24 protein-coding genes are annotated in these 26,582 nt (G+C 68.2%); 17 read left to right on the forward strand and 7 right to left on the reverse strand.

What is annotated here, in order from left to right; translation table 11 throughout:
- Window positions 1-34: 34 nt before the first annotated feature.
- Entirely contained in the window at window positions 35-1,222 is a 1,188-nt protein-coding gene (gene aroC, locus Hbl1158_RS10820; RefSeq protein WP_234297263.1) for a chorismate synthase, read from the forward strand.
- Between the two features lie 9 nt (window positions 1,223-1,231).
- Here aroC and Hbl1158_RS10825 read toward each other — a convergent pair whose 3' ends face one another.
- The 3 genes from Hbl1158_RS10825 to Hbl1158_RS10835 form a co-directional block, all read right to left on the reverse strand.
- Complete coding sequence (locus Hbl1158_RS10825) at window positions 1,232-1,951, reverse strand: hypothetical protein (RefSeq protein ID WP_234297264.1); 720 nt, start codon at window positions 1,949-1,951, stop codon at window positions 1,232-1,234.
- Window positions 1,948-2,574 carry a CAP domain-containing protein gene (locus Hbl1158_RS10830; protein ID WP_234297265.1) on the reverse strand — a complete coding sequence of 209 codons (627 nt, stop codon included), beginning with the start codon at window positions 2,572-2,574 and terminating at the stop codon, window positions 1,948-1,950. Before Hbl1158_RS10830 ends, Hbl1158_RS10825 begins: the two co-directional genes overlap by 4 nt.
- Before the next feature lie 128 nt (window positions 2,575-2,702).
- On the reverse strand, window positions 2,703-5,450 hold the full coding sequence (locus Hbl1158_RS10835; RefSeq protein WP_234297266.1) for a PKD domain-containing protein: 2,748 nt from the start codon (window positions 5,448-5,450) through the stop codon (window positions 2,703-2,705).
- A 243-nt stretch (window positions 5,451-5,693) separates the two neighbouring features.
- On the opposite strand from Hbl1158_RS10835, the gene Hbl1158_RS10840 reads away from it, so the two are divergent.
- From Hbl1158_RS10840 to Hbl1158_RS10860, 5 genes are all read left to right on the forward strand, one after another.
- Window positions 5,694-7,586, forward strand: a complete 1,893-nt coding sequence (locus Hbl1158_RS10840; protein ID WP_234297267.1) for a 2-oxoacid:acceptor oxidoreductase subunit alpha — start codon at window positions 5,694-5,696, stop codon at window positions 7,584-7,586.
- Between the two features lie 2 nt (window positions 7,587-7,588).
- Window positions 7,589-8,527, forward strand: coding sequence for a thiamine pyrophosphate-dependent enzyme (locus tag Hbl1158_RS10845; protein ID WP_234297268.1), 939 nt, complete (start codon window positions 7,589-7,591; stop codon window positions 8,525-8,527).
- A 156-nt stretch (window positions 8,528-8,683) separates the two neighbouring features.
- Window positions 8,684-9,112 (forward strand): HTH-type transcriptional regulator LrpA1, encoded by a 429-nt coding sequence (lrpA1, locus tag Hbl1158_RS10850; protein ID WP_234297269.1) that lies wholly within the window; start codon window positions 8,684-8,686, stop codon window positions 9,110-9,112.
- A gap of 450 nt (window positions 9,113-9,562) precedes the next feature.
- On the forward strand, window positions 9,563-10,957 hold the full coding sequence (gene dinB, locus Hbl1158_RS10855; protein ID WP_234297270.1) for a DNA polymerase IV: 1,395 nt from the start codon (window positions 9,563-9,565) through the stop codon (window positions 10,955-10,957).
- A gap of 70 nt (window positions 10,958-11,027) precedes the next feature.
- The gene (locus Hbl1158_RS10860; protein ID WP_234297271.1) at window positions 11,028-11,429 is read left to right on the forward strand and encodes a hypothetical protein; all 402 of its coding nucleotides are present in this window, start codon (window positions 11,028-11,030) and stop codon (window positions 11,427-11,429) included.
- A gap of 5 nt (window positions 11,430-11,434) precedes the next feature.
- On the opposite strand, the gene Hbl1158_RS10865 is transcribed toward Hbl1158_RS10860, so the two are convergent.
- On the reverse strand, window positions 11,435-12,307 hold the full coding sequence (locus Hbl1158_RS10865; RefSeq protein ID WP_234297272.1) for a halocarboxylic acid dehydrogenase DehI family protein: 873 nt from the start codon (window positions 12,305-12,307) through the stop codon (window positions 11,435-11,437).
- Between the two features lie 250 nt (window positions 12,308-12,557).
- Between Hbl1158_RS10865 and Hbl1158_RS10870 the strand changes: the two genes are divergently transcribed.
- A complete protein-coding gene (locus Hbl1158_RS10870) occupies window positions 12,558-14,462 on the forward strand; it encodes a DUF87 domain-containing protein (RefSeq protein ID WP_234297273.1) in 1,905 nt (634 codons plus the stop codon).
- Window positions 14,459-14,743, forward strand: a complete 285-nt coding sequence (locus Hbl1158_RS10875; RefSeq protein ID WP_234297274.1) for a hypothetical protein — start codon at window positions 14,459-14,461, stop codon at window positions 14,741-14,743. Before Hbl1158_RS10870 ends, Hbl1158_RS10875 begins: the two co-directional genes overlap by 4 nt.
- 30 nt (window positions 14,744-14,773) lie before the next feature.
- Here the strand turns inward: Hbl1158_RS10875 and Hbl1158_RS10880 are convergent, their stop codons facing one another.
- Complete coding sequence (locus tag Hbl1158_RS10880; protein WP_234297275.1) at window positions 14,774-16,249, reverse strand: S8 family serine peptidase; 1,476 nt, start codon at window positions 16,247-16,249, stop codon at window positions 14,774-14,776.
- Window positions 16,250-16,583: 334 nt separating this feature from the next.
- Between Hbl1158_RS10880 and Hbl1158_RS10885 the strand changes: the two genes are divergently transcribed.
- Window positions 16,584-18,026, forward strand: coding sequence for a GTPase (locus tag Hbl1158_RS10885; RefSeq protein WP_234297276.1), 1,443 nt, complete (start codon window positions 16,584-16,586; stop codon window positions 18,024-18,026).
- A gap of 136 nt (window positions 18,027-18,162) precedes the next feature.
- Window positions 18,163-18,543, forward strand: coding sequence for a hypothetical protein (locus tag Hbl1158_RS10890; protein ID WP_234297277.1), 381 nt, complete (start codon window positions 18,163-18,165; stop codon window positions 18,541-18,543).
- A gap of 27 nt (window positions 18,544-18,570) precedes the next feature.
- On the opposite strand, the gene Hbl1158_RS10895 is transcribed toward Hbl1158_RS10890, so the two are convergent.
- Entirely contained in the window at window positions 18,571-19,341 is a 771-nt protein-coding gene (locus Hbl1158_RS10895; protein ID WP_234297278.1) for a hypothetical protein, read from the reverse strand.
- 135 nt (window positions 19,342-19,476) lie between these two features.
- Here Hbl1158_RS10895 and hisC point away from each other — a divergent pair, with 135 nt between their 5' ends.
- From hisC to Hbl1158_RS10920, 5 genes are all read left to right on the forward strand, one after another.
- Window positions 19,477-20,571, forward strand: a complete 1,095-nt coding sequence (gene hisC / locus Hbl1158_RS10900) for a histidinol-phosphate transaminase (RefSeq protein ID WP_234297279.1) — start codon at window positions 19,477-19,479, stop codon at window positions 20,569-20,571.
- Window positions 20,568-21,197, forward strand: a complete 630-nt coding sequence (locus Hbl1158_RS10905) for an adenylate kinase family protein (RefSeq protein ID WP_255764073.1) — start codon at window positions 20,568-20,570, stop codon at window positions 21,195-21,197. Before hisC ends, Hbl1158_RS10905 begins: the two co-directional genes overlap by 4 nt.
- Entirely contained in the window at window positions 21,194-21,811 is a 618-nt protein-coding gene (locus Hbl1158_RS10910; protein WP_234297280.1) for a CDP-alcohol phosphatidyltransferase family protein, read from the forward strand. Before Hbl1158_RS10905 ends, Hbl1158_RS10910 begins: the two co-directional genes overlap by 4 nt.
- A gap of 127 nt (window positions 21,812-21,938) precedes the next feature.
- Window positions 21,939-22,679, forward strand: coding sequence for a hypothetical protein (locus Hbl1158_RS10915; protein ID WP_234297281.1), 741 nt, complete (start codon window positions 21,939-21,941; stop codon window positions 22,677-22,679).
- A gap of 4 nt (window positions 22,680-22,683) precedes the next feature.
- Window positions 22,684-25,041: a hypothetical protein gene (locus Hbl1158_RS10920; protein WP_234297282.1), complete on the forward strand. Its 2,358-nt coding sequence runs from the start codon at window positions 22,684-22,686 to the stop codon at window positions 25,039-25,041.
- Here the strand turns inward: Hbl1158_RS10920 and Hbl1158_RS10925 are convergent.
- Window positions 25,038-25,178, reverse strand: a complete 141-nt coding sequence (locus tag Hbl1158_RS10925) for a hypothetical protein (RefSeq protein ID WP_234297283.1) — start codon at window positions 25,176-25,178, stop codon at window positions 25,038-25,040. The genes Hbl1158_RS10920 and Hbl1158_RS10925 overlap by 4 nt on opposite strands.
- A 154-nt stretch (window positions 25,179-25,332) precedes the next feature.
- On the opposite strand from Hbl1158_RS10925, the gene Hbl1158_RS10930 reads away from it, so the two are divergent.
- Both Hbl1158_RS10930 and tpiA read left to right on the forward strand, forming a co-directional pair.
- Window positions 25,333-25,851, forward strand: a complete 519-nt coding sequence (locus Hbl1158_RS10930; protein WP_234297284.1) for a multiprotein bridging factor aMBF1 — start codon at window positions 25,333-25,335, stop codon at window positions 25,849-25,851.
- A 71-nt stretch (window positions 25,852-25,922) separates the two neighbouring features.
- The gene (tpiA, locus tag Hbl1158_RS10935) at window positions 25,923-26,582 is read left to right on the forward strand and encodes a triose-phosphate isomerase (protein WP_234297285.1); all 660 of its coding nucleotides are present in this window, start codon (window positions 25,923-25,925) and stop codon (window positions 26,580-26,582) included.

Below are 26,582 nucleotides of genomic sequence, written 5' to 3' on the forward strand. Positions count from 1 at the left end.
CGCATTTTATACCGCCGACTCCCCGAACACGGGCATGAACGGAAACGAGTTCGGCCGGCTGTTCCGGCTGACCACCTACGGCGAGAGCCACGGCGAGGCGATGGGTTGTACGGTCTCGGGCGTCCCCGCCGGGGTCGAGTTGGACGAGGAGCGGATCCAGCGGGAACTCGATCGACGGAAGCCCGGCCAGTCGATGATCACGACCAGCCGCGGCGAGCCGGACGAGGTGGCGATCAACTCGGGGCTCCAGGACGGCTACACCACGGGGACGCCGATCGGGATGGTGATCCAGAACAAGGACGCCCGCTCGGGTAAGTACGAGCCGTTCGTCACCGCGCCCCGCCCCAGCCACGGCGACTACACCTACTCCGCGAAGTTCGGGACGCGGAACTGGGGCGGCGGCGGTCGGTCCTCCGCGCGCGAGACGGTGAACTGGGTCGCCGCCGGCGCGGTCGCGAAGGCGGTCCTCGACCAGAGCGACTACGACGTTGAGATCAAGGCGCACGTCAACCAGATCGGCGACATCGTCGCGCCCGACGTGACCTTCGAGGAGATGCTCGAACACAGCGAGGAGAACGAGGTCCGCTGCGCGCACCCGGAGACGGCCGCGGAGATGCGCGATCGCATCGACGAGTACCAGGAGGCCGGCGACTCCATCGGCGGGTCCGTCGAGTTCGAGGCGCGCGGCGTCCCCCGCGGACTTGGCGCGCCGCGGTTCGATTCGGTCCCCGCACGGCTCGGGCAGGCGATGATGTCGATCCCCGCGACGACGGCCTTCGAGTTCGGCCTCGGCCGCGACGCCCGCGAGGTAACGGGACACGACCGAAACGAGAACTGGGAGCTCGACGAGGGCGAGCACCCGGAGACGGTCAGCGAGGAGGGGGACCCTGTGCCCGTCGGCAACGACCACGGCGGCCTGCAGGGAGGGATCACTACCGGCGAGCCGATCTACGGCGAGGTGACGTGGCACGCCCCGACCTCCATCCCGAAAGAGCAGACCACGGTGGACTGGGAGACCGGCGAGGAGAAACAGGTGCAGGTCGTGGGCCGCCACGATCCGGTGCTCCCGCCGCGGGCGGTTCCGGTCGTCGAGGCGATGCTCTACTGTACGGTGCTCGACTTCATGCTCCTGGGCGGCCGGATCAATCCGGACCGGCTGGACGACCGCCCGGGCGAGTACGACACCGCGTATCACGCCGACCGACCGAACGACGACGGGTGATTCTCCGGGTTACTGCTGGGACTCGACGAACTCCCGGATGTCCGCTGCCGACGATCCCTCGATCGGATCGGTTCCCCACCGGAACGCCGGTAACGCCTCGCCCTCCACGCCGCTGTCGCGGCCGAGTTGTCGGTCGGAGTACGTCTGGTTGCGTCGCCGCCGCGTCTCGGCGGCCGCGACGACCGCGTCGGCGTCAATACCGACCTCGGTCGCGAGGTCGCGAAGCAGGTCGTAGGAGTAGTCGGGAGCCGACTCGACGAGCAGTTCGTGAAACCGCCACGCGTCCGCGCGGGAGCCGCGGGCGCGGACCTCGAACAGCGCGCTGGGAAGCACTACCGACCACTCGTTGATCGGGATCGGGAACATGAGTAGGGTCGGGCGGGCGGCCTCGTCGGCGACGAGGTCCGAGAGTTTCGGGTACTCCTCACGCCACCACCGGATCGACGGCTCGTGTGCGTAGTCGAAGTACACCGCGACGAGGGTGCCGCCGCCGGCGTAGATCTGCTCCACGCCGGCGTAGGGGGTGCGAGTGCCCTCGCGGTGGCTGAATGTCTCTGTCGCTTCGGCCGTGGTGAACTCGTCGGTGTGCCAGCCACCGCGAGGTTCGTCGGCGTCGCCGTCGCCGCGCAGCCAGCCGAGGCAGCCCGAGGTCCCGGCGAGCGTCGCGGTGCTCGCGGTCGCGAGGAAGCGTCTGCGCGTTCGCGTTGGACAACGGTCGGACTCGGTCATTCTGTGTTATCCTCCGTCGGGTCCGCATCACAGAGGTTCATTGTAGCGTAGGCACGGCCGTCCTTGGCGACGTAGATGCCGATACCGACGGTAGTCATCTCTGGGTGGATCATCGCAGCATTGTGTTCTGGGGATTGTATAAACCCGCGTAGATAAGCCTCCGCAAGTTCGTTTTCTGTCTCAGATTGGCCGTTTTTCCAATACATTCCGGCGATATTCTCCCGACTAATGTAACAATCGTACTCTGCTTCACGAAGCCTGTCCGAGAATGTTTCACCCTCGGGCGAGGTGTGGTTGAAATAATTCCGGGTAGCCATATCGTATGAGTGATGGCGAGCTATCATAGCGAGGCGGGGATCAAAGGTTAGGGAACCAGCATTATCTACAGATCTATATTCATTTAGTTTTTTAAATAAAATGTTTTCAACTAATGTGACATTTAAATCAGTACGTTGTGTCTTATTCTGCAAAGGAGAAGGTGTTATTATGTTCTCATCAGCCTGTTGATGGCCAAATTTAGGCGATTCAGGCGTCTCATTATGAAATACTACCGGTTCCTGGCTACGAACGATTGGTTCCGGGTTAGATCCGACAGAAGATAGACATCCAGTCAGTAGGATCATTACAACGAGTGCGGTTGCATACCCTCTATTCATATTTTCACCATCGAGGGGCCCAGTACGATCCAGGCAGCTGTAATTACCATGAATAGACTACTAATTTACTGTACAAATATATTTGCATCTAACTATTAGCACATGACTGTGTCGTGGTGACTTTTATCCGATCCACACCGAACTTCGACTGTCCGAAGGGTCCCTGAGATATACGAACCAGTCTCTGGCTTCTTGAGTGAGTGCTCCGTTCTCACGGTACGTCCTTCACGCTCCCACAGCCATTCAGTCCAGGATTCCGTTTCCGCAAAGGATTCCATGGTGACGGTGAATTCGCGCTCGCTCGCGTACTCGTGGTAGTGAACTGTCCGGGTCCGTTCGACTTCAGTCAGGTACAGGTAGTCGGTGTCGTAGTAGGTGTAGCCACTATGGTCGTGGCCGGTGTACCAGACCTCGGTGTCGTATCTCCAGTTGGAGCACTCCCGTGAGAACCCGCCGTACGGACTCGGATTGAGATCCCAGTTCGTGCACGTCCTCGTGGTTCGGGTGTGTCGCTCACGGTCGTGATCATGGCCGTCGCCGACGACCACACGCTCGGTTCTAGTTTCACCAGTATAGCTCCATCCCGGGCGCTGATACTTGCTCGAAAGCCACCGATATTTGTCTTCGTAGTACGTCCGTTCCTCGGTCCGAACGTTCCGTTCCACGAGCTGCCAGTCGTCTCCTGCTCCGTCCGGATCCGACTGCCTGACGCGAGTGATCCGGCGAGATCGCTGCTCAACGCTTGTCCCCGTCGATACCCAGTTGTCCCCGAGCGTCGATGGCCGTCCAGCATCGGCCCTTACAGATACTGTTCGTCCTGTGAAGTACGTCCCGGAGTCGTGGACCGATCTCTTGAACCAGCCTTCTCCTGTAGGTTGTTCATTGGATATGACACGTTCAATTGTATTACTGGTGGTCTCGTACCAGTACTCCGTGTAGGTCTTTGGTCGAACGTTGATGTCGACCGTTTTCAACGCCTCACCGTTCGGGCCTTGTGTCGAGATCAGTCTCGCCTTGTACGTTCCAGGATCGGAGTACGTATGAGATATATCGACATTCACGCCGGCTGGTGTCCCTGAACCGCGAGTGATGGATCCGTCACCAAAAACGAGCCGGTAGTTCTGATGCGACCCGACTGTGAAAACGACACGTTCTCCTGGTTCGATCTCGAGACTGCCTTCCTGCGAGGTCCCCCCAGACTCCGTCGCGTGAAACACGATATGGTCATGTGTCTGTACTGAATGGACGCGGCTTATCCACTTCTGTTCGCCTTGGTCACCATCTGCATCAACAGCCGAGAGCGAAACTTCCCTCGTGACCTTGCCGCCGCGCTCAGAGACGAACATGTGACGGATCTCTGTCTCTCGATCGCCGGAGAACCGACCGAGTGTATCAACGACAACCGCGGGATCGGTATCGTTTACTCGCCACGTTGCACGGACGATCTTCTGCTCTTCATGAGTGATTGTGGCGAGGAATTCGTAGGTTCCGAGTTCAACAGAGTCAGTTCCTGATGTCTGCGTACTGGAATCTGGGTCGTACGCAGACCTAATTGGAGAGATTTTTGGAACCGATCCACCAGGGAGGGATTCGATCGAATCGATAACTTTTGTCTCCTTCACCGCGGTCACGGTGTTCCCCTCGTCGTCCGTAACCGTCGCCGAGACTTCCACCGTGTCCCCGAGCATCCCGTCGATCCCGACGTTATTCACGAACCGATTCGCTTCTCGCTCCAACTGCGTCTGTCCCGGATCCCAACTGATCGTCAACTCTCCGCCGTCCGGATCGTACGCCTCCAGCGTGTACTCCTGTGTGCTTCCCACAGTCGCCGTGTCCGGTCCCTCGATCGAAACCACCGGCGGACCCTCGTCGTACACTTCGACGGTCTTCGTCGCAGTCGTTCGCGCACCCTCGTCGTCGACGACGACGCCGCGAAGAGTGTAGGTCCCGATCTCCGAGAAGCCACATTCGACGACCGCACCCGTCTCGGAGCGATCGGGCCACAGTCGTCGAACGACGGTTCCGTCGGGGTCGTCGCCTCGAAGGACGAACGTCGCTTCGTGTCCGGACGCGACGCGGTCCGGCCCCTCGATCCTGGCAGTCGGTTCCTGGTTCGCCGGATCGACGGTCCCCGATCCGTCATCGGTGCCGTCGGTCGAGTCGGCCGCGCGAACGCGAACAGACTTCCTGAACGTGGCGGTCGCGCCGTCGTCGTCGGTAACGCGGACGCTGAAGGCGAACGTCTCGCCCGCGGGAAGATCGACGGTACGGTGGACCTCGCGACTCGACCGCCCGTCCGACCACGCGTACGACACGATCTCCCCGTCGGGATCGTACACGTTCGCCGTGAACGTCGCGGACTCCCCGCTGACTACGGTGTCCGGTCCGCCGATCCGGCCGGTCGGGGGTTCGTTTCGGGGCTCACTCGGGGTCGAGTTCGGCTCCGTCGAGGGATCGGATCCGGTATCCTCGTCGGATTCGGCGGCGAGAACGTCGACGTACAGCGTGTCACTTCGAGAGGCACCATCGTCGTCAGTAACGGTCAGCGTGACCTCGTACCGACCGACGCCGTCGGCGATGAAGGTGGTCGACGGTGCGGTCGGGTCCGCCGGAGTCGTCGTCGTTCCGTCGGGCGTCCGGATCGACCACTCGTGAGCGACGAGCCGACCGTCGGGGTCGAGCGAGCCACCCCCGTCGAGCCACACCGTGGCTCCGTGTTCGACGCGCTGATCGAGGCCGGCGTCCGCGAGCGGCGGATCGTTCGCCGGCACGGAGTCTCCGACCGCCGGCGGCACGCCCGCCACCACGAGAGCGAGGGCGAGCGCGACCGGGATGAGTCTCATACGTGACGAGAGTTGTAGACAATTACAATATAAAATTATAGAATTTTCTTTAAAATTTGTGTCCGGCGACCCGTTCGGTCCTATCCTCGTCTCGATACCGCCTCCGATCCGTATCGTCGGTTCGCCCGCGACCACTCGGATTCCGAAACCCTCACGATCGACCCTTTGCGAACCCATAGCAAGGCATTTGTCCCGGGCAGAACAACTGCCAACTACTGCCCATCGGAGGGCCGATCAGTACTTATGTCCGACGACGAACTCATCTGGCGGATCGCTGGCGGGTCGGGGGACGGTATCGCCTCGACCAGTCAGAACTTCGCCAAGGCCCTGATGCGGTCGGGGCTCCACGTATTCACGCATCGTCACTACCCCTCGCGCATCCGGGGTGGCCACACCTACGTCGAGGTACGCGCCTCCGCCGATCCCGTCAAGTCACGCGGGGACGGCTACAACTTCCTGCTGGCGCTCGGCGACTCGTTCGCCCGCAACCCCCAGGAGGAGGCCTACTACGGAAACGAGGAGGTCAAACCGCTCTCGGAGAACCTCGACGAACTCCGAGAAGGCGGGGTCATCGTCTACGACTCCGGCCTGCTCGACCCCTCCGAGATCCCGGACTTCGACGAGCGCGTCGAGGAGAACGACTGGCACGTGTACGACATCGACCTCCGGTCGCTCGCCCGCGATCAGGGTCGCGAGGTCATGCGAAACACCGCCGGCGTCGGCGTCACCTGCGCGATCACCGGCATCCCGCTCGACGCCATCGAGGAGTTGATGCGCGACGCGATGCCCGAGAAGATCCTCGAGCCGAACGTCGAGATCATGGAGACGGCGTCCGATCTCGTCCGCGAGGAGTACGACGTGGACGCGCCCGACGTGTCCGTCCCGACGGGCGAACACGACGAAGAGCAGGTCCTGATGTCCGGCTCCGACGCCATCGCCTACGGCGCGATCGACGAGGGCTGTCGCTTCATCGCGGGCTACCCCATGACGCCGTGGACCGAGGTGTTCACGATCATGAGCCAGAACCTGCCCGAACTGGGCGGGATCTCCGAGCAGGTCGAAGACGAGATCGCCGCGGCCGCGCTCGCCATCGGCGCTTCCCACATGGGCGTCAAGGCGATGTCCGGCTCCTCCGGCGGCGGGTTCGCCCTGATGGGCGAGCCGCTCGGCCTCGCGGAGATGACCGAGACGCCGCTGGTGCTCATCGAGGCCATGCGCGCCGGCCCGTCGACGGGGATGCCCACCAAGCCCGAACAGGCCGACCTCGAGCACGTCCTGTACACGTCGCAGGGCGACTCCCAGCGCGTCGTGCTCGCGCCCGGCACCGTCGCCGAGGCGTACGAGGCGTCTCGGCGGGCGTTCCAGCTCGCCTACGAGTACCAGATCCCGACGATGATCGTCTACGACCAGAAGCTGTCGGGAGAGCTGACGAACGTCCCGGCCTCGCACTTCGACCGCGAGCCGAACCCGGACATCGGTGCGACGCTCACCGAGGAGGAACTGGCCGACCAGCCCCACACGGCCGACGGCAAGTTCCACCGCTTCCAGCACGAGGGCGAGAACGGCGTCTCGCCGCGCTCGGTGCCCGGCCAGAAGGCCGGCCGCTACCTCGCGACCGGCAACGAGCACAACCCGGCCGGCCACATCAGCGAGGACCCGGACAACCGGGTCGCGCAGATGGACCGTCGTCAGCGCAAGCTCGACGCCATCCGCGAGGACCTCGACGGCGACGGACTGCTCGTCGAGCACGGCCCCGAGGAGGCCGAGTACGGCGTCCTCACCTTCGGCTCCCAGCAGGGGACCGTCGAGGAGGCGGTCGACCGACTCAACGAGGACGGCCACTCGGTGAAGGCGCTGACCGTCGCCGAACTCGCGCCGTACCCGGCCGACGCGGTCCGCGCGTTCCTCGACTCCGTCGACGAGGCGCTGGTCGTCGAGATGAACGCCTCGGCGCAGTTCCGCGGCCTGACCCAGAAGGAGCTCGGCACGCACGGGGAGATGCTCTCCTCGCTGCTGAAGTACAACGGCAACCCCTTCGAGCCGGCGGAGATCGTCGAAGGGTTCACCACGAAGATCGTCGACGACGGGGAGCTCCCCGGCAACGAGACGAAGTTCGTGCCCGCGGCAGGTGACTGACAATGAGCGCATTCAGTGCAATCGGCGAGGAACGAGAGATCGACCGCAACGAGTACACGCCCGAGATCGAACCGCAGCCGACGTGGTGTCCAGGCTGTGGCGACTTCGGCGTCCTGAAGGCGCTGAAGGGCGCGCTGCCGGAGGTCGGCCGCACGCCCGAAGAGACGCTTCTCGTGACCGGAATCGGCTGCTCGGGTAAGCTGAACAGCTACCTCGACAGCTACGGATTCCACACGATCCACGGCCGCTCGCTGCCCGTCGCCCGCGCGGCGAAGCTCGCCAACCCCGACGTCGAGGTCGTCGCCGCCGGCGGCGACGGCGACGGCTACGGGATCGGCGGGAACCACTTCATGCACACCGCCCGGGAGAACCACGATATGACGTATATCGTGTTCAACAACGAGATCTTCGGCCTGACGAAGGGACAGACCTCCCCGACCAGTCCGAAGGGGCACAAGTCGAAGACCCAGCCCCACGGCTCGGCGAAGACGCCGATCCGACCCCTGTCGCTGTCGCTGACCTCGGGCGCGTCGTTCGTCGCCCGGACGGCCGCGGTCAACCCGAACCAGGCCCAGCGCATCCTCAAGGAGGCGATGGAGCACGACGGGTTCGCGCACATCGACTTCCTGACGCAGTGTCCGACGTGGAACAAGGACGCGAAACAGTACGTCCCCTACACGGACATCAACGAGTCCGACGACTACGACTTCGATCCGACGAATCGCGCCGACGCCCAGGAGCTCATGCGCGAGACCGAGGACAAACTGTACGAGGGCGAAGTCCTGACGGGCGTCTACTACCGCGAGGACGATCGGCCCTCCTACCAGGAGGAGAAACAGCAGATCGGCGAGATGCCCGACGAACCGCTCGCCGAGCGCTACTTCGACGGCGACTACGAGTGGGAGCGCTCGTACGACCGGTTCATCGACAAGCACAAGTGAGCCAGACGGGGGTTACGGCCGGCGAGACGGCCGATACCCCCCGAATTCGGCAGTATCGTCGGTAGCTCGCCGCCGCGTCCGGCGGCGATCCGGGCGGTGACAATCGCGTTTTCTTCTTCGCAAGGTATTTTTTCGACGGCGCGAAATATCCCTGTAATGAGCACGACCTCTACGGCCGATCGCATCCTCGAAGCGCTCGAGGAGGATGCGCAGGCCTCCTACGCCGAGATCGCCGACCGCGCCGGCGTCTCCAAGCCGACCGTCCGCAAATACATCAACCAACTGGAAGACGAGGGCGTCATCGTCGGCTACTCCGCGGAGATCGACCCGAAGAAGCTCTCGGGGCAGACGATCGCGCTCGTCGGTATCGAGGTCGACAGCGAGCGCTACGTGGAAGCAACGCGCGCCCTGAGAGAGTTGGACTCCGTCGTCTCGCTGTACACGTCCTCCGGCGACCACATGTTCATGGCCGAGGTCCGCGCGTCCGACGGCGACGAACTGGGCGATGTCATCTCGGAGGAGATCGGCGGCATCGACGGCGTCACCGCCGCTCACCCGTCGGTACTGCAGGAGCGGCTCAAGTAACACGAGGGCGGTATCTCCCAAGCAACGGGGCAACGGGACAAGAGCAGCGGGACGACGGGGTGACTTGGCGGACGGGGCGGTGAAGCGACGGAGCGACGGGAACCCCCGATCACTAACTATCCTCCCGGCATCGCGTCCGACAGGGTGAATCCCGTGTCTCACGCGCTACACGACGAGGGTACACTCACCGAGGCGTGCGAGCGGTGCGGTGCGGAAACCCCCCACGACGTGTCCGTGGAGATCCGAACGGAGGGATCAGGGCAGAACAAGGCGTTCTCCCGGGAGCCGTACCGGGTGGCGACCTGTGGTGCCTGCGGGCACGAGTCCGCCACGCGGATGAACGACCAGTAGGGGCACCCTGTCACGCGTTTTTTCGACCGCGTCGAGAACGCCGTTCACTTCCGCCGCGCGTGGCGAAGGTTTTGGGCACTCCGGTCCTCAGGTGTCGACATGGACGAGCGGCTCCCCGGTGCGCCGACCGACGACCAGCGGGGGGGCCGCGTCGTGTTGCACGTCGACATGGACTGCTTTTACGCCTCCTGCGAGCGCCTGAAGGAGCCCGTCCTCGCGGAGGAGCCGGTCGTGGTCGGCATGGGGTACGAGCCCGGGGACACGATCGGCGCGGTCGCGACCGCGAGCTACGAGGCCCGCGCGTTCGGCGTCGAGTCGGCACAGCCCATCTCGGAGGCGCTGGATCGACTCCCCCGCGTCGCGGACGCCGACCCCGACGACCCGGACGCGCCCGACCCGGAGGCGGCCGGCCACTACCGCCCGGTCGACATGGAGTTCTACAAGGAGGTCGCCGCCGACGTGAAGGCGGTCCTGCACGATCTGGCCGACACGGTCCGGGAGGTGAGCATCGACGAGGCGTACCTCGACGTGACCGACCGGACGTCGTGGGCGACCGTCGGCGACAGCGACGGCGACGACGACGACGATCGAGGGGACGACCGGACCCTCGCCGAAGGGTTCGCTCGACACGTCCGCCAGCGCATCGAGCGCGAGGCGGGCGTGCCCGCCAGCGTCGGCGTCGCGCCGAACATGGCGACCGCGAAGGTCGCGTCCGATCACGACAAGCCCGAGGGGCTGACCGTCGTCCGGCCGGGCGAAGCGGCCGAGTTCCTCGCGCCGCTTCCCGTCTCGGACATCCACGGCGTCGGTCCCGTCACCGCGAGCGACCTCGCGGGGATGGGGATCGAGACCGCCGGCGACCTCGCGGACGCGGACCCGACGGAACTGGAGGCGCGGTTCGGGTCGCGCGGGCGGGAGTTCCACGAGCGCGCGAACGGCCGGGACGACCGCGAGGTGACGCCCACCGGCCGCCCGAAGTCGCTCTCGCGGGAGTCGGCCTTCGCCGAGGCGACCGACGACGACGAGGCGAAGCGAGAGAGGGTCCGCGCGCTCGCGGCGGACGTGGCCGACCGGGCGCGCTCGCGGGAGGCGATGTACCGCACCATCGGCGTGAAGGTGGTGCGCCCCCCGTTCGACGTGAACACGCGCGCCGACTCGCTGTCGGGGCCGGTCGACGACCCCGACCTCGTCGAGGAGGTGGCGCTCGACCTGCTCGAGGAGTTCGAGGGCGAGGCGGTCAGAAAGCTCGGCGTCCGGGTGTCGAAGCTCTCCTTCGCCGAAGCTGACCAGGCGACGCTCGGCGGCTACGAGGGCGACACCGGCGGCGACGCCGACGCGATCTCGACCACGAACACGGACGGCAACGCCGGCGGTGTGACGCGTCGATCGGCCGACGGCGACGCGACGCTCGACGAGTGGACCGACGCGGACCACGACGCCGAGCGCGAGCGCCGGGGGCGACGGGGACAGGTCGACCTCGGCGAGTTCGAGTAAGGCCAGCGCCGGGGGCGACGCGCCGCCGGTCGGCGACGGACCTTTCGGGCACGGACGACACGGATCGGACATGGCAGGCGTCGCGACCGGACTGGTGCTCGGGAGCCTCGTCGGCGCTGTGGCAACGGCCGCGGGGTCGTACTTCGTGTTCCGCCGCCGCCGACGCGCCGAGACGGACCACCTCCGGCTCGCGTTCCGAACCGAACTGGAGGCGCTGTCGTACGTGGCCGACCTGGCCGAGGAGGGGCGCTACGAGGCGCTCGCCGCGAGCGTCGAGCCCCCGCAGGTGTACGAGAACAACGCCGACCGCGTGGGGCACCTGACGGACGACGAGGTCGAGGCGCTGGTCGCCTTCTACACGGACCTGTACTGGCTCCGCGACCAGCAGGACGTCGAGGACAAGAAGGACCGCGTCGACGAGGTCGCGAAGAAGTGGCACGAGGCTGTCGAGGCGGTCCGTGCGGCGTCCTGATCCGGCTACGGCCGGCGCGGCCCGGACGCGCCGACCGACTCCGCGAACACCGGCAGCGCCGGGATCACCGTCTCGACGGGGCCGCCGTTGAACTGCGCGAACAGCCCCGCGATGTCGTCGAACGCGTCGCCGTCGAAGCCGGCGGCGACGACTGCCTCCCGCGAGAGAGCGGGGCGATACGCCAGTCCCCCGACGTACTCGTCGACGACACTGCCCGCGTCGGCGACGGCGGCGTCGAAGTCGTCGGATCGCAGTTCGGGCTCCAGAGCGGTCCAGAGCCGCGAGAGGAAGCCGGGCCATTGCGCGAGACAGCGGTAGACGCTCGGGAGGCTGTCGTCGTCGAAGCCGTGGAACGCCCGGATTCCCGCGACCGCGTCGGCGGCCCCCTCGGGGACGGCGTCGACGGCGACCATCGAGGGGTCGAGCCCGCGGTCGGCGTCGAGACCGGCTGGATACGGCTCGGTCGCCGCCCGGTCGTCGGGAACGCCGCTCCCTACGTCGCCGCCGTTCGTCGCTCGGTCGACCAGCTCGAACAGCACCGCGAGCCGCGGGGCGACGGCGTCGAAGGTGGCGATCTGCCCCCGAAGCTCCCGTACCTCGGCGGGTGCGAGGTCGAGAGCGCCGGGGCGGTACCGGGGGCAGTCGACGGCCGACAGCACCGCGTCGCGGTAGGCGACCGACGCCTCCGCGAACGCGCGCGTCCCGAAGGCGGGCTTCACCTGTCCCCACAGATAGCGGGTCAGGTCCGGGTGGTTCGCCGTCGCCGTCCGCCAGATCCAGTTGACGACCGGCGCGCGGAACGTCGCTCGGATGTCGTCGTACATGCCGGCGCGCCAGCCGGTCGCGTCGGCCGCGTGGAGTTCGAGGTTCGTGTCCATGGATCGGAATCACCCGCCCGGGACGTAAGTCCATCCCGCACGTGTGCCGGGCGCGTCGTCACGCGTCGCCCAGCCCCCACGGGAGCGCCGCCGAGATCCGGCGACGAGGAGCGTGCCGCCGGCCCGGATCACGGTGTCCGGATCGGGGGTGAAAAGGAGTACGTCGTCGCGACCGCGGGCCGGCGGACGTCAGACGCGCGTCGGACGCGACGGCAGAGGTTTAAGCCCGGTCGCGAGCCAGGTGTCGGTAATGAGCGACGAGACCATCACCGTCGCGGACGTGAGCGACGGGACCGGCGGCGAGTCCGGCCTGTCGGCGGGCACGCCCATCTCGCTCCCGGTGGTCGAGATCCTGACCGGCAGAGGATTCATTACTGGGAAAAGCGGCTCGGGAAAAAGTAACACCGCCTCGGTGGTCATCGAGAAGCTCCTCGAGAACAGCTTCCCGGTGCTGATCGTCGACAGCGACGGCGAGTACTACGGGCTGAAAGAGGAGTTCGAGATCCTCCACGTCGGCGCGGACGAGGAGTGCGACATCCAGGTCTCGGCCGAGCACGCCGGCAAGATCGCCTCCCTCGCCTTAGAGGAGAACGTCCCGATCATCCTCGACGTCTCCGGCTACCTCGACGAGGACGAGGCGTCCGAGCTGATCCGCGAGACGGCCAGACAGCTGTTCGCCAAGGAGAAGAAGCTGAAGAAGCCGTTCCTGATGCTCGTGGAGGAGTGCCACGAGTACATCCCCGAGGGCGCGGGGATGGACAAGACGGGCAAGACGCTGATCAAGATCGGCAAGCGCGGGCGCAAGCACGGCCTCGGGATCGTCGGCATCTCCCAGCGTCCGGCCGACGTGAAGAAGGACTTCATCACCCAATGCGACTGGCTCTGCTGGCACCGGCTCACCTGGGACAACGACACGAAGGTCGTCTCGCGCATCCTCGGCAGCGAGTACGGCGAGGCCATCGAGGACATGGACGACGGCGAGGCGTTCTTGATGACCGACTGGGCCGAGTCGATCAGACGGGTGCAGTTCCACCGCAAGCAGACGTTCGACGCCGGCGCGACGCCGGGTCTCGACGACTTCGAGCGCCCCGACCTCAAGTCCGTCTCCGGCGACCTCGTCTCCGAACTGCAGACGATCACCGACGAGCGCGAGCGCACGGAGTCCGAACTCGCGGACCTCCGGCAGGAACTCGACAAGAAGAAACAGCGGATCACCCAGCTCGAACGCGAACTGGAGGAGGCGCGCGACATGTCGGAGATGGCGGACACCTTCGCCCAGGCGCTGCTGCAGAAGGCCGACGCGCCGTACCGCGGAGGAACCGGTCGCGGACGCGGGGCGGGAACCGCGGGAGCGTCGTCCGCGTCGGCGACACCCGAGAGCGACTCCGCCCCTGAGCCCCAGCGCCGCGACGGCGACGCGGCGTTCGGGGAACGCCTCACCGACGACCAGGCCGAGCTCCACGACTACGAGGCGGACGGTGACGCCGTGCGGGCCGTCGCCGCCGGCGACGCGCGCGAGAACGGGGCCGCCGGCACGGAGACGGCTGGAGCCGCCAGCGCCGACGCGAACGGGGTCGAGGCCGGGGGCGATGCGAAGCCATCGGAGTCGCCAGCGACCGAGACGGCGGCGGGTGACGCCGGCGGGGACGAGAGGAGATCGACGGACGACGCTACGACGACATCCAGCGCGACGGACGGCGTCGTCCGCGAGGCGGTGCCGCCGACGGACGGTGTCGACATCTCTCCGGCGCGCTCGCGCTCGGGGTTCGCCGAGCACGAGGACGCCGCGGCGTTCCTCGCGAGCGACGAACTCCGGCACCGCGAGGCGGTCGTCGCGGGGTTCATCCGGGCGATCGAGTCGCTGGAGGCGGTGACCCGCGGGATGCTCGCGGCCTATCGTCGCGCCGGGCGGGCGACGCCGATCGAGGCGCACCTGGCGGCCGACGGGTCGGGCGACCGGACGTACGCGTACGCCCGGAACAAGGTGCTCCGGCGGGCGGGGTTCGTCGACCACCGCAGCGAGGGGGAGTACGCCTACGCGCTCGATAGGCTGGTCAGACAAGTGTACGGCGACCACGCCGACGAACAGGAACTCGTCGAGGTGGTCGCCGAGATCGAGGCGACCGCGGGCCTCAACCCGGAGCGATCGCCGTGACTGTGAAGCTCCCGCCCAGCGGCGAGGACCGCTGGCGACTCGCGCCCCACGCGCGCGTCATCGTCTACGAGACCGACGACGGCAACGAACTGCTCACGGTGTACGACTGCGGCGCAGCACAAAAGCCCCCGACTGCGCAGGTGATCGGCAACCTCGTGCGCGTGAACGCGGCCCACGAACTCGAGCGCGGGCCGACGGGCTACGCCGTGAGCATGCGCGAGTCGGCGGAGCTGGTGCGACAGGACGCCGACCACTACCTGATCGAGGCGGACGAACGGTAGAGGGCGACGGGAAGTCGGGACGGCGTTTCGCTACCTGTTACCTTTGCCCTTGCCTTTGCCGCCGTTTCCGGCTCCGTTGCCGCCGGCCGCACGCACGAGCGCCTCGAGGTCGAGGTGACCCGACCCGTGGTAGCGCTCGCCCTCCTCGGGCATCGTGGCGGTCTCCTGGATGAGTCCCTCCACCTCGTCGGGGGTGGCGTCTGGCCGGAGCGACCTGACGAGCGCGACCGCGCCCGCGACCTGCGGGGCGGCCATCGAGGTGCCGGCCTTCCAGCCGTAGCCGGAGGTGACGGTCCCGTCGTCGTCGGTCGTGTTGATCGTCGAGTACACGAGGTCGTTGTACGCGTTCGGATTCGTCGCGATCGCGTCGAGGTCGGCGTTGCCGCCGGCCGCGCTCACGTCGACCGCGCTGCCGTAGTTCGTGTAGAACGCGGGCTCGGTCGTCGGCTCCTCCAGTCGGTTGCCCGTCAGCCACTTGGCCTCGTTGTCCGAGTGCTTGCCGCCCCAGCCGTAGCCGATCGGGCCGGTCGCGGCGACGCCGAAGACGCCGTCCGCCTCCGTCGGGAGGCTGAGTTGATTCGGCGCGTCCATGTCGAGGGAGGCGTTGCCGGCGGAGTTGACGATGACCGTTCCCTGCGAACGGACCTCCGTCGCGACCTGGCTGATGATCTGCTCGAGTTCGAGCAGCACCGGGTACTCCTCGGTGTCCGAAACCGTGTATCCGACGCTGTAGTTGATGGCGTCACAGCCGATCTCGGCGGCGTACATCCACGCCGCGAGGCCGTCGCCGGCGTACCCCTGCAGCCCGGAGAACATCCGGATCGCGACGAGTTCCGTGTCCGGAGCCGTCCCGAGCACGCCGCCGCCGGGGCCGTCATTGCTGTTCGTCGCCGCGATCGTGCCGGCGACGTGCGTGCCGTGGTTGCCCGCGCCGTTGGGGCGGAAGTCGTAGCCGTCGCCGGTGATGTTCGTCGAGAGGTCCTCGTTGACGACGCCTTCGAGGTCCGGGTGGCCGTCGTAGACGCCGGAGTCGACGACGGCGATGCGGGTTCCCTCGCCGGTCGTCACGTCGTGGATCGACCGCCCGCCGCCGGGCTTGTCGGTGAGATCGGCGTTCAGGTCCTGGACGCGCTTGTCCCACTGGTACTCCGAGTTGCTCGGCGGGCCGTCGTGGTTGTGGCTCGCGCTGTTTTCGGACGCGCGGGGACCCTCCGCCTCGACGACCGCGCCGCTCCCGTCGTCGCTCCGGTCGATCCGGACGTCGGGAGCCGTCGCCGCCGCGCTCCCGACCGTCGACTGGTCGCCGCGAGCCACCAGGACGTCCGCCTTCGAGAGGTCGTGAATTATCTCCACGTCGTCGGGGATTTCGCTTCGGGAAACCTCGGTGAGGTTGACGAGGAACCGTTCGTCGGCGGCCGACGCCGTCGCCGACCCCGCACCCAGGGACACACCTGCGGCCGCGGCCCCGAACGCCTTCAGGACGCGCCGCCTGCTATGGTTTGACATCGCGAGCTTCATTCTGAAACAAACTTGTATAATACATTCCATTTCGATCGTAAACTATACTCGAATTCGTTCGAGTTTTTGATCCGGCGTGTTCCACGCCACGTCGGCCCACACCCGGACAAGACTCTTTTGTCGCCGTCCGAACGGGAAAGACGAATGAAGACCCACATCGCCTCCGAGTGACCGTCGCGCCGGCGAGGGCGCGGCGGTCGCCGCGGCGGGAGCGGACGGGCGATTGCTCCCGGGCAGAGACGGACGACGGGGCGAGGCGGTCGCGGTCGGTCGTCGTCGGGGCTCGCACCCCGGCGGGGGGCGATCGGCGGCCACGACACACGTGAACGTACGAGACAGACTCACGGGCGGGTCGGCGGTGGTCGCCGCCCGCGACGCGGAATCGACGCCCGACACGACGGAGATCCGGCGGCTCGCCACCGCCGCCGGCTACGAAGTGGTCGGCGAGGTGACACAGCGGCGCGAGGAGGACCGTCGGTACCACCTCGGTGCCGGGAAGGCGCGCGACCTCGCGACGACCGTCGCCGAGGCGGGGGCCGACGCGGTCGTCGTCGACGGGGACCTCACGCCGGGGCAGTACACGGACCTGCTGGAGGTGCTCCCGCCGGAGACGGCGCTCGTCGACCGCTACCGACTGGTGCTCGAGATATTCGCCGAGGGTGCGGGCTCGCCGGCGGCGACGACGCAGGTGCGGCTGGCGACGCTGCGCTACGAGCTTCCGCGGGTGCGGCGCGCGACCGAGGAGTCGCTGCTCAACGCCGCGACCGAGAAAGGATCGCCCGTCCTCGACGTGCAGCGGCGGATCGACGGGTTGGAGAACAGGCTGGCGGAGCTGACCGACGCCGCCGCCGACCGCCGCGAGCGACGCCGCGAGGAGGGGTTCGATCTGGTCGCGGTGGCCGGGTACACGAACGCCGGGAAGTCGACGCTGCTGCGTCGGCTCGCGGACGACCTCGACGTGGAGCGGTCCGTCGACGACGGCGAGCGTCCGGCCGGCGACGGTCACGGTGAACACGACGGACGAGACGGAAATGCCGGACGAGACGAACACGACGGACGCGACGAACACGGCCTCGGCGGCGGCGACCACGACGACGTCCCCGAGACGGCGACGACCGCAGATCGGCTGTTCGAGACGCTGGAGACGACGACGAGACGGGCGACGATCGGCGGCCGACGGGTCCTGGTCACCGACACCGTCGGGCTCGTCGCGGACCTCCCGCACGACCTCGTGCGGTCGTTCTCTGCGACGCTCGACGAGATCGCAGCGAGCGACGCGGTGCTCGCGGTGGTCGACGCGAGCGCCGCCGAGGACCGACTCAGGCGGCGGGTGGAGACGACCGTCGGCGTGCTCGCGGGCGACGCGACCGGGCCCGTGATCCCGGTCCTCGCCAAGGCCGACCGGCTGGACGACGCCGAACGAGAGACCGCCGCGACGGTCGTCGCGGACGCGCTCGGCGGCGTCGACGTGGAGACGCGCGATCCGGTAGCCGTCAGCGCGCTCGACGGCGAGGGGGTCGACGACCTCCGCTCGGCCGTGTGCGAGGCGCTCCCGTCGGCGACCGCGAGGCTCGACCTGCCGAACACGGGCGAGACGCAGGCGCTGGTCTCGTGGCTCCACGACCGCGGCGACGCGACGGTTCGCTACGAGGGAGACGCCGTCGCGGTCCGCTTCGCGGGCAAGCCGGCGGTCGTCGCGGAGGCGAGGCGGCGCGCCGACGACATCGGCGGAGACGCCACCGGTTCCACCGGACCGCCGGAGTAGCGCTCCGTACGGCCCGTATCCGTCGCCGTCGGTTGGATGCCTTGCCGTCGATCGGACGCGTCGTCGGCCGACCGCGTCGACCCGTCGACGGCGCGTCGACGGAAGGCCCATTCCCGTCGAGACCCTTCGACGGGATATGACCGAGGAGGCCGGCGAGTCGCCGGCGACGCTCGAGTTGCCCACCGGCGAGACGGTCGAGACGGGGACGGTGTTCAGCTTCAACGGCTATCCCTACCGGTTCGTCCCGCTGGATCACCCGGAGTACCGATTCAGGCTCGCGCCCCTGTACTGGGGCGGCGGCGACATGGACGTTCCGTTCGCCGACCGCGACGAACTCGTCGAACAATGGGGACCGGAATCGCGGGGCGTCCTCACCGACGAGGAGTGGCGCGACTGGCTGATCGAGGCGCGCGCGGACGATCGCTTCGGCGAGGACGAACTCGACGCCGTCGAGCGCGAACTGCTCGGCGAGGAGGGCGGCCTCCTCGACCGCATCTCGCGGGCGTTTCGGGGCTGAGTCTCCCCCCGTGGGTGCCGGTGGTCGTCACGCCTCCCGCATTCGTACGTCGCAGTCGAGACATATCTCGATCCCCGCGGTCCAGTTCACCTCAGAGCGGCCGCAGTCGGGACAGACGTAGTCCGCGTTCCCGTGCTCGGTCGTTCCGCGCGGCGGGGCGAGGAACCCGGCGTCGGCGACCGCCTCGGCGACCCGCGGCACCCGCGATCGCTTGAACCGCGAGCGGTGTGCGAGGTACTCGGTCGCGTCGGGGTCGGGGCCGTGGAGGTCGTCCCAGTCGAAGTCGTGGCCGGTGTGTCGCGCGGCCTGTTGGGGGCCGAGCCGGATCGCCTCGAACAGCGGGTCCGTCGCCCGGGACAGTGGGTCCGACTCGTCGGCGTCGCGATACAGTTCCGTCGCGCGATCGTACGCGTCGGCCCCGGCGTCGTCCAGTCCGGCCGCGGCGGCGAGGTCGCCCGTCCCCTCGAACCAGCAGGCGCGCTCGGCGTCCGTCTCGACCACGTCCACGTAGTCGGCGGCGACGGCGCTTCCCTCGCGAGCGCGCAGTCGGGCGCGTCGGTCCGCGCCGGCCGCCCGGTACGCGAACGCCGCGAGCAGGAGGTACCGGAGCCCGTATCCCGCGTACCCGGCGCTGTTCCCGAGGACGCCCCTGTCGTGTCCCTCCGCCTCGCGGCCGGCGAGGGTGCCGCGGCCGACCAGCGTGTAGAGGTCGCCGGCGCGGGTCGGCTGGCGGTCGACGAGCGCGCGGACCGCCTCGTCGCGTCGGGCGGTCGGGTCGGATCCGTCGGGGTCGGTCATCGACATCGGTACGGCCGCGAGCCCCCTGAACCTCCGGGTCGGCGAGGCTCCGCCGACCGCCGCGGAGCGACCCCTCAAGGCCCCGCGGCGACCGGAGTACGCATCCTTAAGAAGCGCCCACCACTTCCCAGAGACATGAACACGCGCGACCTCTCGGCGAACGCGCCGTACGTCCCCGGCAGGGGCGTCGAGGAGGTGGCCCGCGACCTCGGGCTCGATCCCGACGACCTGGTGAAGCTCTCCTCGAACGAGAACCCGCACGGCCCCTCGCCGAGGGCCGCCGAGGCCGCGAGGGCGGCGACCGAGGAGGCGCACGTCTACCCGAAGTCCGCGCACGCGGACCTCACCGAGCGGCTCGCGAGCGAGTGGGACCTCGCGCCCGAACAGGTGTGGGTGAGTCCCGGCGCGGACGGCGCGCTCGATTACCTCTCGCGGGCGATGTTGGATCCCGGTGACCGGGTGCTCGTTCCCGATCCCGGCTTCGCCTACTACCCGATGAGCGCCCGGTACCACCACGGCGAGGCCGCGACGTATCCGCTCCGGAAGGCCGACGGCTTCGCACAGACCGCCGACGCGGTCCTCGACGCCTACGACGGCGAGCGGATCGTCTACGTCACCACCCCCCACAACCCCACCGGCACGGAACTCCCGCGGGAGGAGCTTCGCGCCCTGCTCGCGGGCGTCGACGAGGAGACGCTCGTCGTCGTCGACGAGGCGTACGGCGAGTACGCCGAGACCCCCTCCGCGGCGGACCTGCTCGACGAGCACGAGAACGTCGCCGTCACGCGGACGTTCTCGAAGGCGTACGGCCTCGCGGGCCTGCGGATCGGCTACGCGCTCGTCCCCGAGGCGTGGGGCGAGGCGTACGCCCGCGTGAACACGCCCTTCGCGGCCAACGCCGTCGCGCTCGACGCCGCACTCGCCGCGCTCGACGACGACGAGCACGTCGAGCGAACGGTCGAGACGGCCCGGTGGGCCCGGGAGTACATCGCCGACGAACTGGACGCGCCGACGTTCGACAGCGCCGGCAACTTCGTCCTCGCCGAGGTCGGCGACGGGGCGGCCGTCGCCGAGCGCGCACAGGAACGGGGCGTCATCGTCCGCGACACCGGCTCGTTCGGCCTGCCCGAGTGCGTCCGGATCTCCTGCGGCACCGAGGCCGAGACCCGCGAGGCCGTGGCGACGCTGAACGAGGTGCTCGCGGACCTGGAACGCGGGGCCGAGGCGTGACGGGCGCGAGCGACGGAGCCGACGGCGGCCGAAGCGACGACGATCGCGGCGGCGACGGCCGCGATTCGGACGACGATCACGGCGGCGACGGCCGCGATGCGGACGGTAGCCCCGTCCACCGCCTCGCGGTCACGGGTACCCCCGGAACCGGGAAGACGACGGCGACGGACCTGCTCGCCGGCGAGCGAGAGGTCGAGGTGGTTCACCTCAACGACCTGATCCGCGAGGAGGGACTGTACGCCGAGCGCGACGAGGAGCGCGACTCCCTGGTCGCAGATCTGGACGCCGTCGCCGACCGCCTCGGCGACTGGACGGGCGTCGTCGACTCCCACCTCGCGCACCACCTCGACGCCGACCGCGTCGCCGTCCTGCGGTGTCGACCTGACGTGCTCGAGCGGCGGCTGATCGAGCGCGGAGAGGGCGAGGCGAGCGCGCGGGAGAACCGCGAGAGCGAGGCGCTCGACGTGATCCTCGGCGAGGCGGTCGAGCGGTTCGGCGAGGAGCGGGTGTACGAGATCGACACGACCGACCGCGACGCCGAGCGGGTCGCGGCCGAACTGGGCGGCGTGCTCGACGGCGACCGCGAGCCGTCGGCCGGCGAGGTCGACTTCGTGGAGTACCTATGACGCTCGACGGACTCAGACCGCTCGCGGAGAAGGGGCTGTCGCCGTTCGTCCGCGCGGCCGACGGGCTGGGACTGTCCCCCGACGGCGTGAGCGCGCTGGCGTTCGTCTGCGCCGTCGCCGCGGGCGTCGCGTTCGGGCTCGCACCGCCGGCGGAGGCCCCCCTGTTCTACGTCGCGGGCTCGGCGCTCGTGTTCGCGAACGGCTGGCTCGACCTGGTCGACGGCGCGCTCGCGCGAGCGCAGGGCACCGACTCCTCCGGCGGCGACCTGCTGGATCACGTGCTCGACCGCTACGCCGACATCGCCGTCATCGTCGGACTCGCGGCCGGGATCGGTCGATACGGGCTCGGGCTCGCGGCGGTGACGGGCGTGTTGATGACCTCGTATCTCGGCACGCAGATCCAGGCGGTCGGCATCGGCCGCGAGTACGGTGGCCTGCTCGGGCGTGCCGACCGCCTCGCGCTCGTGGGCCTCGTCGGCGTCGTCGCCGCCGCGGTCCCCCGCCCGCTCGTGGCGGGCCTCGGCGCGGTCGGCCTGCTGCTCGCGCTGTTCGCGGTCGTCGGTCACCTTACCGCTATACAGCGGTTCTGGGGCGCGTGGAGCGATCTGAATTGACGGTCGCGACGCCCCTCGACCGCTCGCCCTCTCAGCTGCTCGACCCCCGGACCTCGGGCGTCGCCTCGGCGCGGGCGCGGGTCGATCCCTGACGAACGTTTTTGTTCTCCCGTGCGGATGCGGGTGTATGAACGGTATCACGGGCCACCGAGGCGAGCGATCGGAGCTCACTCGTGGCTCGCCGTCGACGCTGTCGGCGGCGCTCGCCCGCCTCGACGACGGGTGTTGCGTGCTCGTCACCGGCGACGTGCCCGACGACGCCTACCAGCTGGCGGCGTCGCGCTACTTCGGCGAACCGGACCGCGAACGCCGACGCGTGCTCGCGCTCACGCGGGGCGCGAACGACGACGACGCCTGGCTTCCCGACGGTGTCGACGCGGCCGACGACGACGCCGCGGTGATCCACGTCGACGACCCGGCCCGCGACCCGACGGACGTTCGGCCGGGAAGCGCGGATCCGGACAGCGTGGATCTCGACGATAGCGACGACACCTCGGCCGACGAACTTCGGGAGCGACTCTTCGACGCCGTCGATCGATTCGCGGACGCGGACGGTCGACTCGAACTCCGCGTCGGGGTGTACCGCGTCGACACGCTGTGTGCGACCCTGGGCAGCGATACGACCCGTGAACTCCTCCGCGATCTGGCGTCGGAGACGCGTGATCGCGGCGGGATGGCTCACTTGCACCTCCCGCGGTCCAGCGGGGATCGCCCGCGCGACGACCCCGTCGTCGACGACGTCGCCGCCGCGCTCGGCGAACATCTCGACGTGATCGTCGAGCTCCGGTGCCGCGAGCGCGCGTCGGGCCCCGAGGAGCGCTGGCACATCCTCGGATGGGGTCGGACCGAGTGGAACTCCCTCCGGTGACCACATGGACGGACGACACCGCGGAGACTCCCGGCGACTCGACGACGACCCCGACGACGCGCTCGTTCGACTCGAGCCGGGAGCCGCCGCCGCCCCCGGCGCGTACGACATCGTCGACTCCGTCGAGGAGGTCCGGCTCCCCATCGGGATGGCGACCGACGACACGAGGGGAGTGACGACCGCCCGGCGCGTCGACGCGGCCGACCGCTTCCCCGCGCCGGTCGACGGCACCTGGGCCGTGGACGCGACGGCGGTGACGCCGCTTTGCACCGCCGACGTGTACGTGCGCGCCCCCGACAACACCGTGGTCGCGACCGCGACTGCGGAGGCTCCGGCGCGGGTGCCGGCCGGCCCGCACGTGCTGGAACTGTCGACGGCCCCCGTCAAGACGTACGTCCGCGTGGTCGGTCCGGCGCGCGTCTCCTACGCCGATCGCTACCCGCGAGTCTCCGTCAAGGATCCGACCGACGCCGACGACCGCTTCGACGGTATCGCCGCCGACGGCGACGGGTACGCGGCCTCCCACGACGGCGCGGACCCCGCCGGCGACGGCGCTCGGATCCTGCTCGGGGCGCGCTCGCGGCGGATGTCGCCCCCGGGCACCGTCACCGTTCCGGACGGCCCGGCGGGAGTGGCGCAGGCGATCTCGACGTTCGGCTCCGCGCTGGCGACGACCTCCCCCGAGCGGTCGTTCCCGACGCTCAGGGGGCACCCGCCGCTGATCGAGCGGGGCGAGAAGTTCGACGCGCCCCGGTTCGTCGAGCGCGTCGACACCGGCGTCACCCTGGGACTCCCGTTCGAGTACGGCGCGCTGTACGCCGCGACGCCGCTGGCGTTCTATCTCTCGGCGACGATCGAGGAGAGCGACCGACCGTATCTCCGGGCCGGCGAAATCAGACGCGACCTACCCTCCGACCCGGACGCGCTCTCGGAGGCGCTCTCGGCGTTGCTTCGACATTGCTTCACGCTGGATTGTGCCACCCGTGCCTGTGCTGTGGGGCTGTACGACGTGGAACTACGCGTTCACGAGGTGCTGACCGAGCGGCTCGACCCGCCGTGGGAGGAGTGGTACGAGGCGTCGCTGGCCGAGCGGACGGGGCAGTACCTGACTGTGCCGACGACGGCGACGCTCGACTGCCTCGACTGGCCGCACACGACCGACGTGGCTCCGGCCGCGGAGAACGTCTCGATTCTCCCGTTCCTCGCCTCCGACCTGTCGGCGGTCCGCTCGCCCGCTCCCGAGCCGGAGACGACCAGCGACGGCGACGTGGTAGAGCTGAACGAGTTCGTTCGCGCCTCTCGCGACGCTGTGTCCTCGGCCGCGCTCACCCGCAGCGCCGGCGAGGGCGACCCGACCGTCGTCGGAATGCTCCCGACGGCCGACGCCCTCGGCGACGGTCGCGCGCCGACGACGCGCGGGCCGACCCAGAACGCGACCGACGACAGCGACCGGGTCGTCACCCCCCGCGAGGCCGACAGCATCGCGCAGTCGTGGGTCGGCCCGGGCTTCCCGATGCGGGCGGCCAAGCCGACCGTCGAGGCGTACCGCCGCCGCCTCGACCGCACGCCCGCCGAGGACCTCACCATCGGCGTCACCGTCGTCTGCAACGACGAGGCGATGGTCGACGAGTTGGGCGACACCTACGGCTTCCGGGATCACGTCACCTTCGACATCCGCGAGGAACTCGACCTCACCGTCGCTGAGCTTCGCGACCTGCTCGCCGAGGACCACGACTTCTTCCACTACGTCGGCCACGTCGACGAGCGCGGCATGGAGTGCGCCGACGGCTTCCTCGACCTCCGGACGCTCGAGTCGACCGGCGTCGACGCGTTCCTCCTGAACGCCTGTACCTCCTACCGACAGGGGATGGGACTGGTGGAGGCGGGCGCGCTCGGGGGGGTCGTCTCGCTGACGGACCTCCCGAACTCGCTCGCGACCCGGGTCGGCCGGGACCTGGCGCGACTGTTCGACGCCGGCTTCCCCCTGTATGCGGCTCTCGACGTGGTGGGGACCGGCCCGTTCGCGGGGAACGCGTACAGTATCGTGGGGGATCCGTTGGTGCAGTTGTGTCAGTGTGCGAGTGGTACACCACATGTGGTTCAATTCGGTTCTTACGATGATGACGTGTTTGAGTTCGTTCCGAAATACTACACGACAAGACCGTTCGGTATGGGGACAATGTCAAATGCCCATTTTGACCCGGGAGAAGTGCAGTATATATCAAGTGGAACCGGAGATACTATTCGTATTGCTAAATCGGAATTAGAATCGTCATTCAGCCTCGGTAATTCACCGATACAGATACAAGGAGAAATCTACTGGTCGAGCGAAGTGGACTTGACAGATGTGTTAGAAACTTAGGGACCCGCAGTTGCGCTCACGTTAGCCGCCACCGCACTTCCCGCGCTCGACAGCAACAGGACGAGCGTGAACAGCGCGCCCATCATCCGCGGGTGCTCGGACAGCCATGCCGACATCGTGGTGTCGCTTTCGGACATCGTACATGCGTCATGACTTGGTTTTTGAATCAATATATCTGAAAGATTCTGATATCAGCGAACGCGAACCAACTATCGATACGTAGAGTATAAAAATAAGTCGTCACAACGGAGTGGCGCACGATTTATCCCTCGGTGCGCGCTACCGGTCGGTATGCCCCAGTGTGAGATGTGCGGTGCCGAGAAGGCGTCGCTCACCACCACGAAAGTCGAGGGCGCGGAGTTGGAGCTTTGCGGCGACTGCTCGGACTTCGGGACCGAGGTCCGCACCGAGAGCTCCTCGTCGGCGTCGACGAAGTACTCGACGTCCTCCTCGGGGTCGTCCGACTCCTCCTCCTCGTCGAGTTCTTCCTCGTCGTCGTCACAGCGCCGCCGCGACATGTTCGACGACATGGAGGCGGTCGCGTCCGACTACGACGACCGCATTCGGCAGGCCCGCGAGGCCACCAGCATGAGCCAGGAGGACCTCGCGAAGGACATCAACGAGAAGGCCTCCGTCATTCGTAAGCTGGAGCGCGGCGACATCCTCCCCTCTGACGACGTGCAGGCGAAACTCGAGAAGAAGCTCGGCATCTCGCTGGTCGAGGGGAAAGACGTCGACGACGCCGACTGGGAGAGCACCTCTTCGGGGAGCATGACCCTCGGCGACGTGGTCAAGCGCAACGACGGCTAACGTTCGCCGCAAACGAATAACGTTCGCCGCGAACAAAGCGACTTTTCGCCCCCCGGCGCGTGCTGTGTCGTGTGACCGACTCCGACACCCTGATCCTCGTCAACCTCAAGGCGTACCCCTGCGATCCCGTCGCGGTCGCGGAGGCGTGCGCGAGCGTCGCCGGCGACACCGGCGCGCGGATCGCCGTCGCCCCGCAGGCGGCCCACCTCGCGGCCGTCGCCGACACCGGCGTCGAGACGTGGGCACAGCACGTCTCGCCGGTCGAACACGGCAGCCACACCGGGTCGACGCTCGCCGAGGCCGTCGCCGACGCGGGCGCGACGGGAACGCTGATCAACCACTCCGAGAACCGCCTGAAGCTGGCCGACATCGACGCCTCCCTGGCCGCCGCCGAGCGCGCCGACCTGGAGACGGTCGTGTGCGCCAACAACCCCGCGCAGTCGGGCGCGGCCGCCGCGCTCGGTCCCGACGCCGTCGCCGTCGAGCCGCCCGAACTCATCGGCGGCGACGTGTCGGTCGCGAGCGCCGACCCGGCGATCGTAGAGGACTCCGTGGCCGCCGTCGAGGCCGTCGACGCCGACGTGGACCTGTTCTGCGGCGCGGGCGTCTCGACCGGCGAGGACGTGGCCGCCGCCGGCGAGTTGGGCGCGACGGGCGTGCTGCTCGCCTCCGGCGTCGCGAAGGCGGACGACCCCGAGGCGGTGCTTCGAGACCTCGTGTCCGGGCTGTAA

It is taken from the genome of Halobaculum sp. CBA1158, from assembly GCF_021431925.1.
GTDB lineage: Archaea > Halobacteriota > Halobacteria > Halobacteriales > Haloferacaceae > Halobaculum.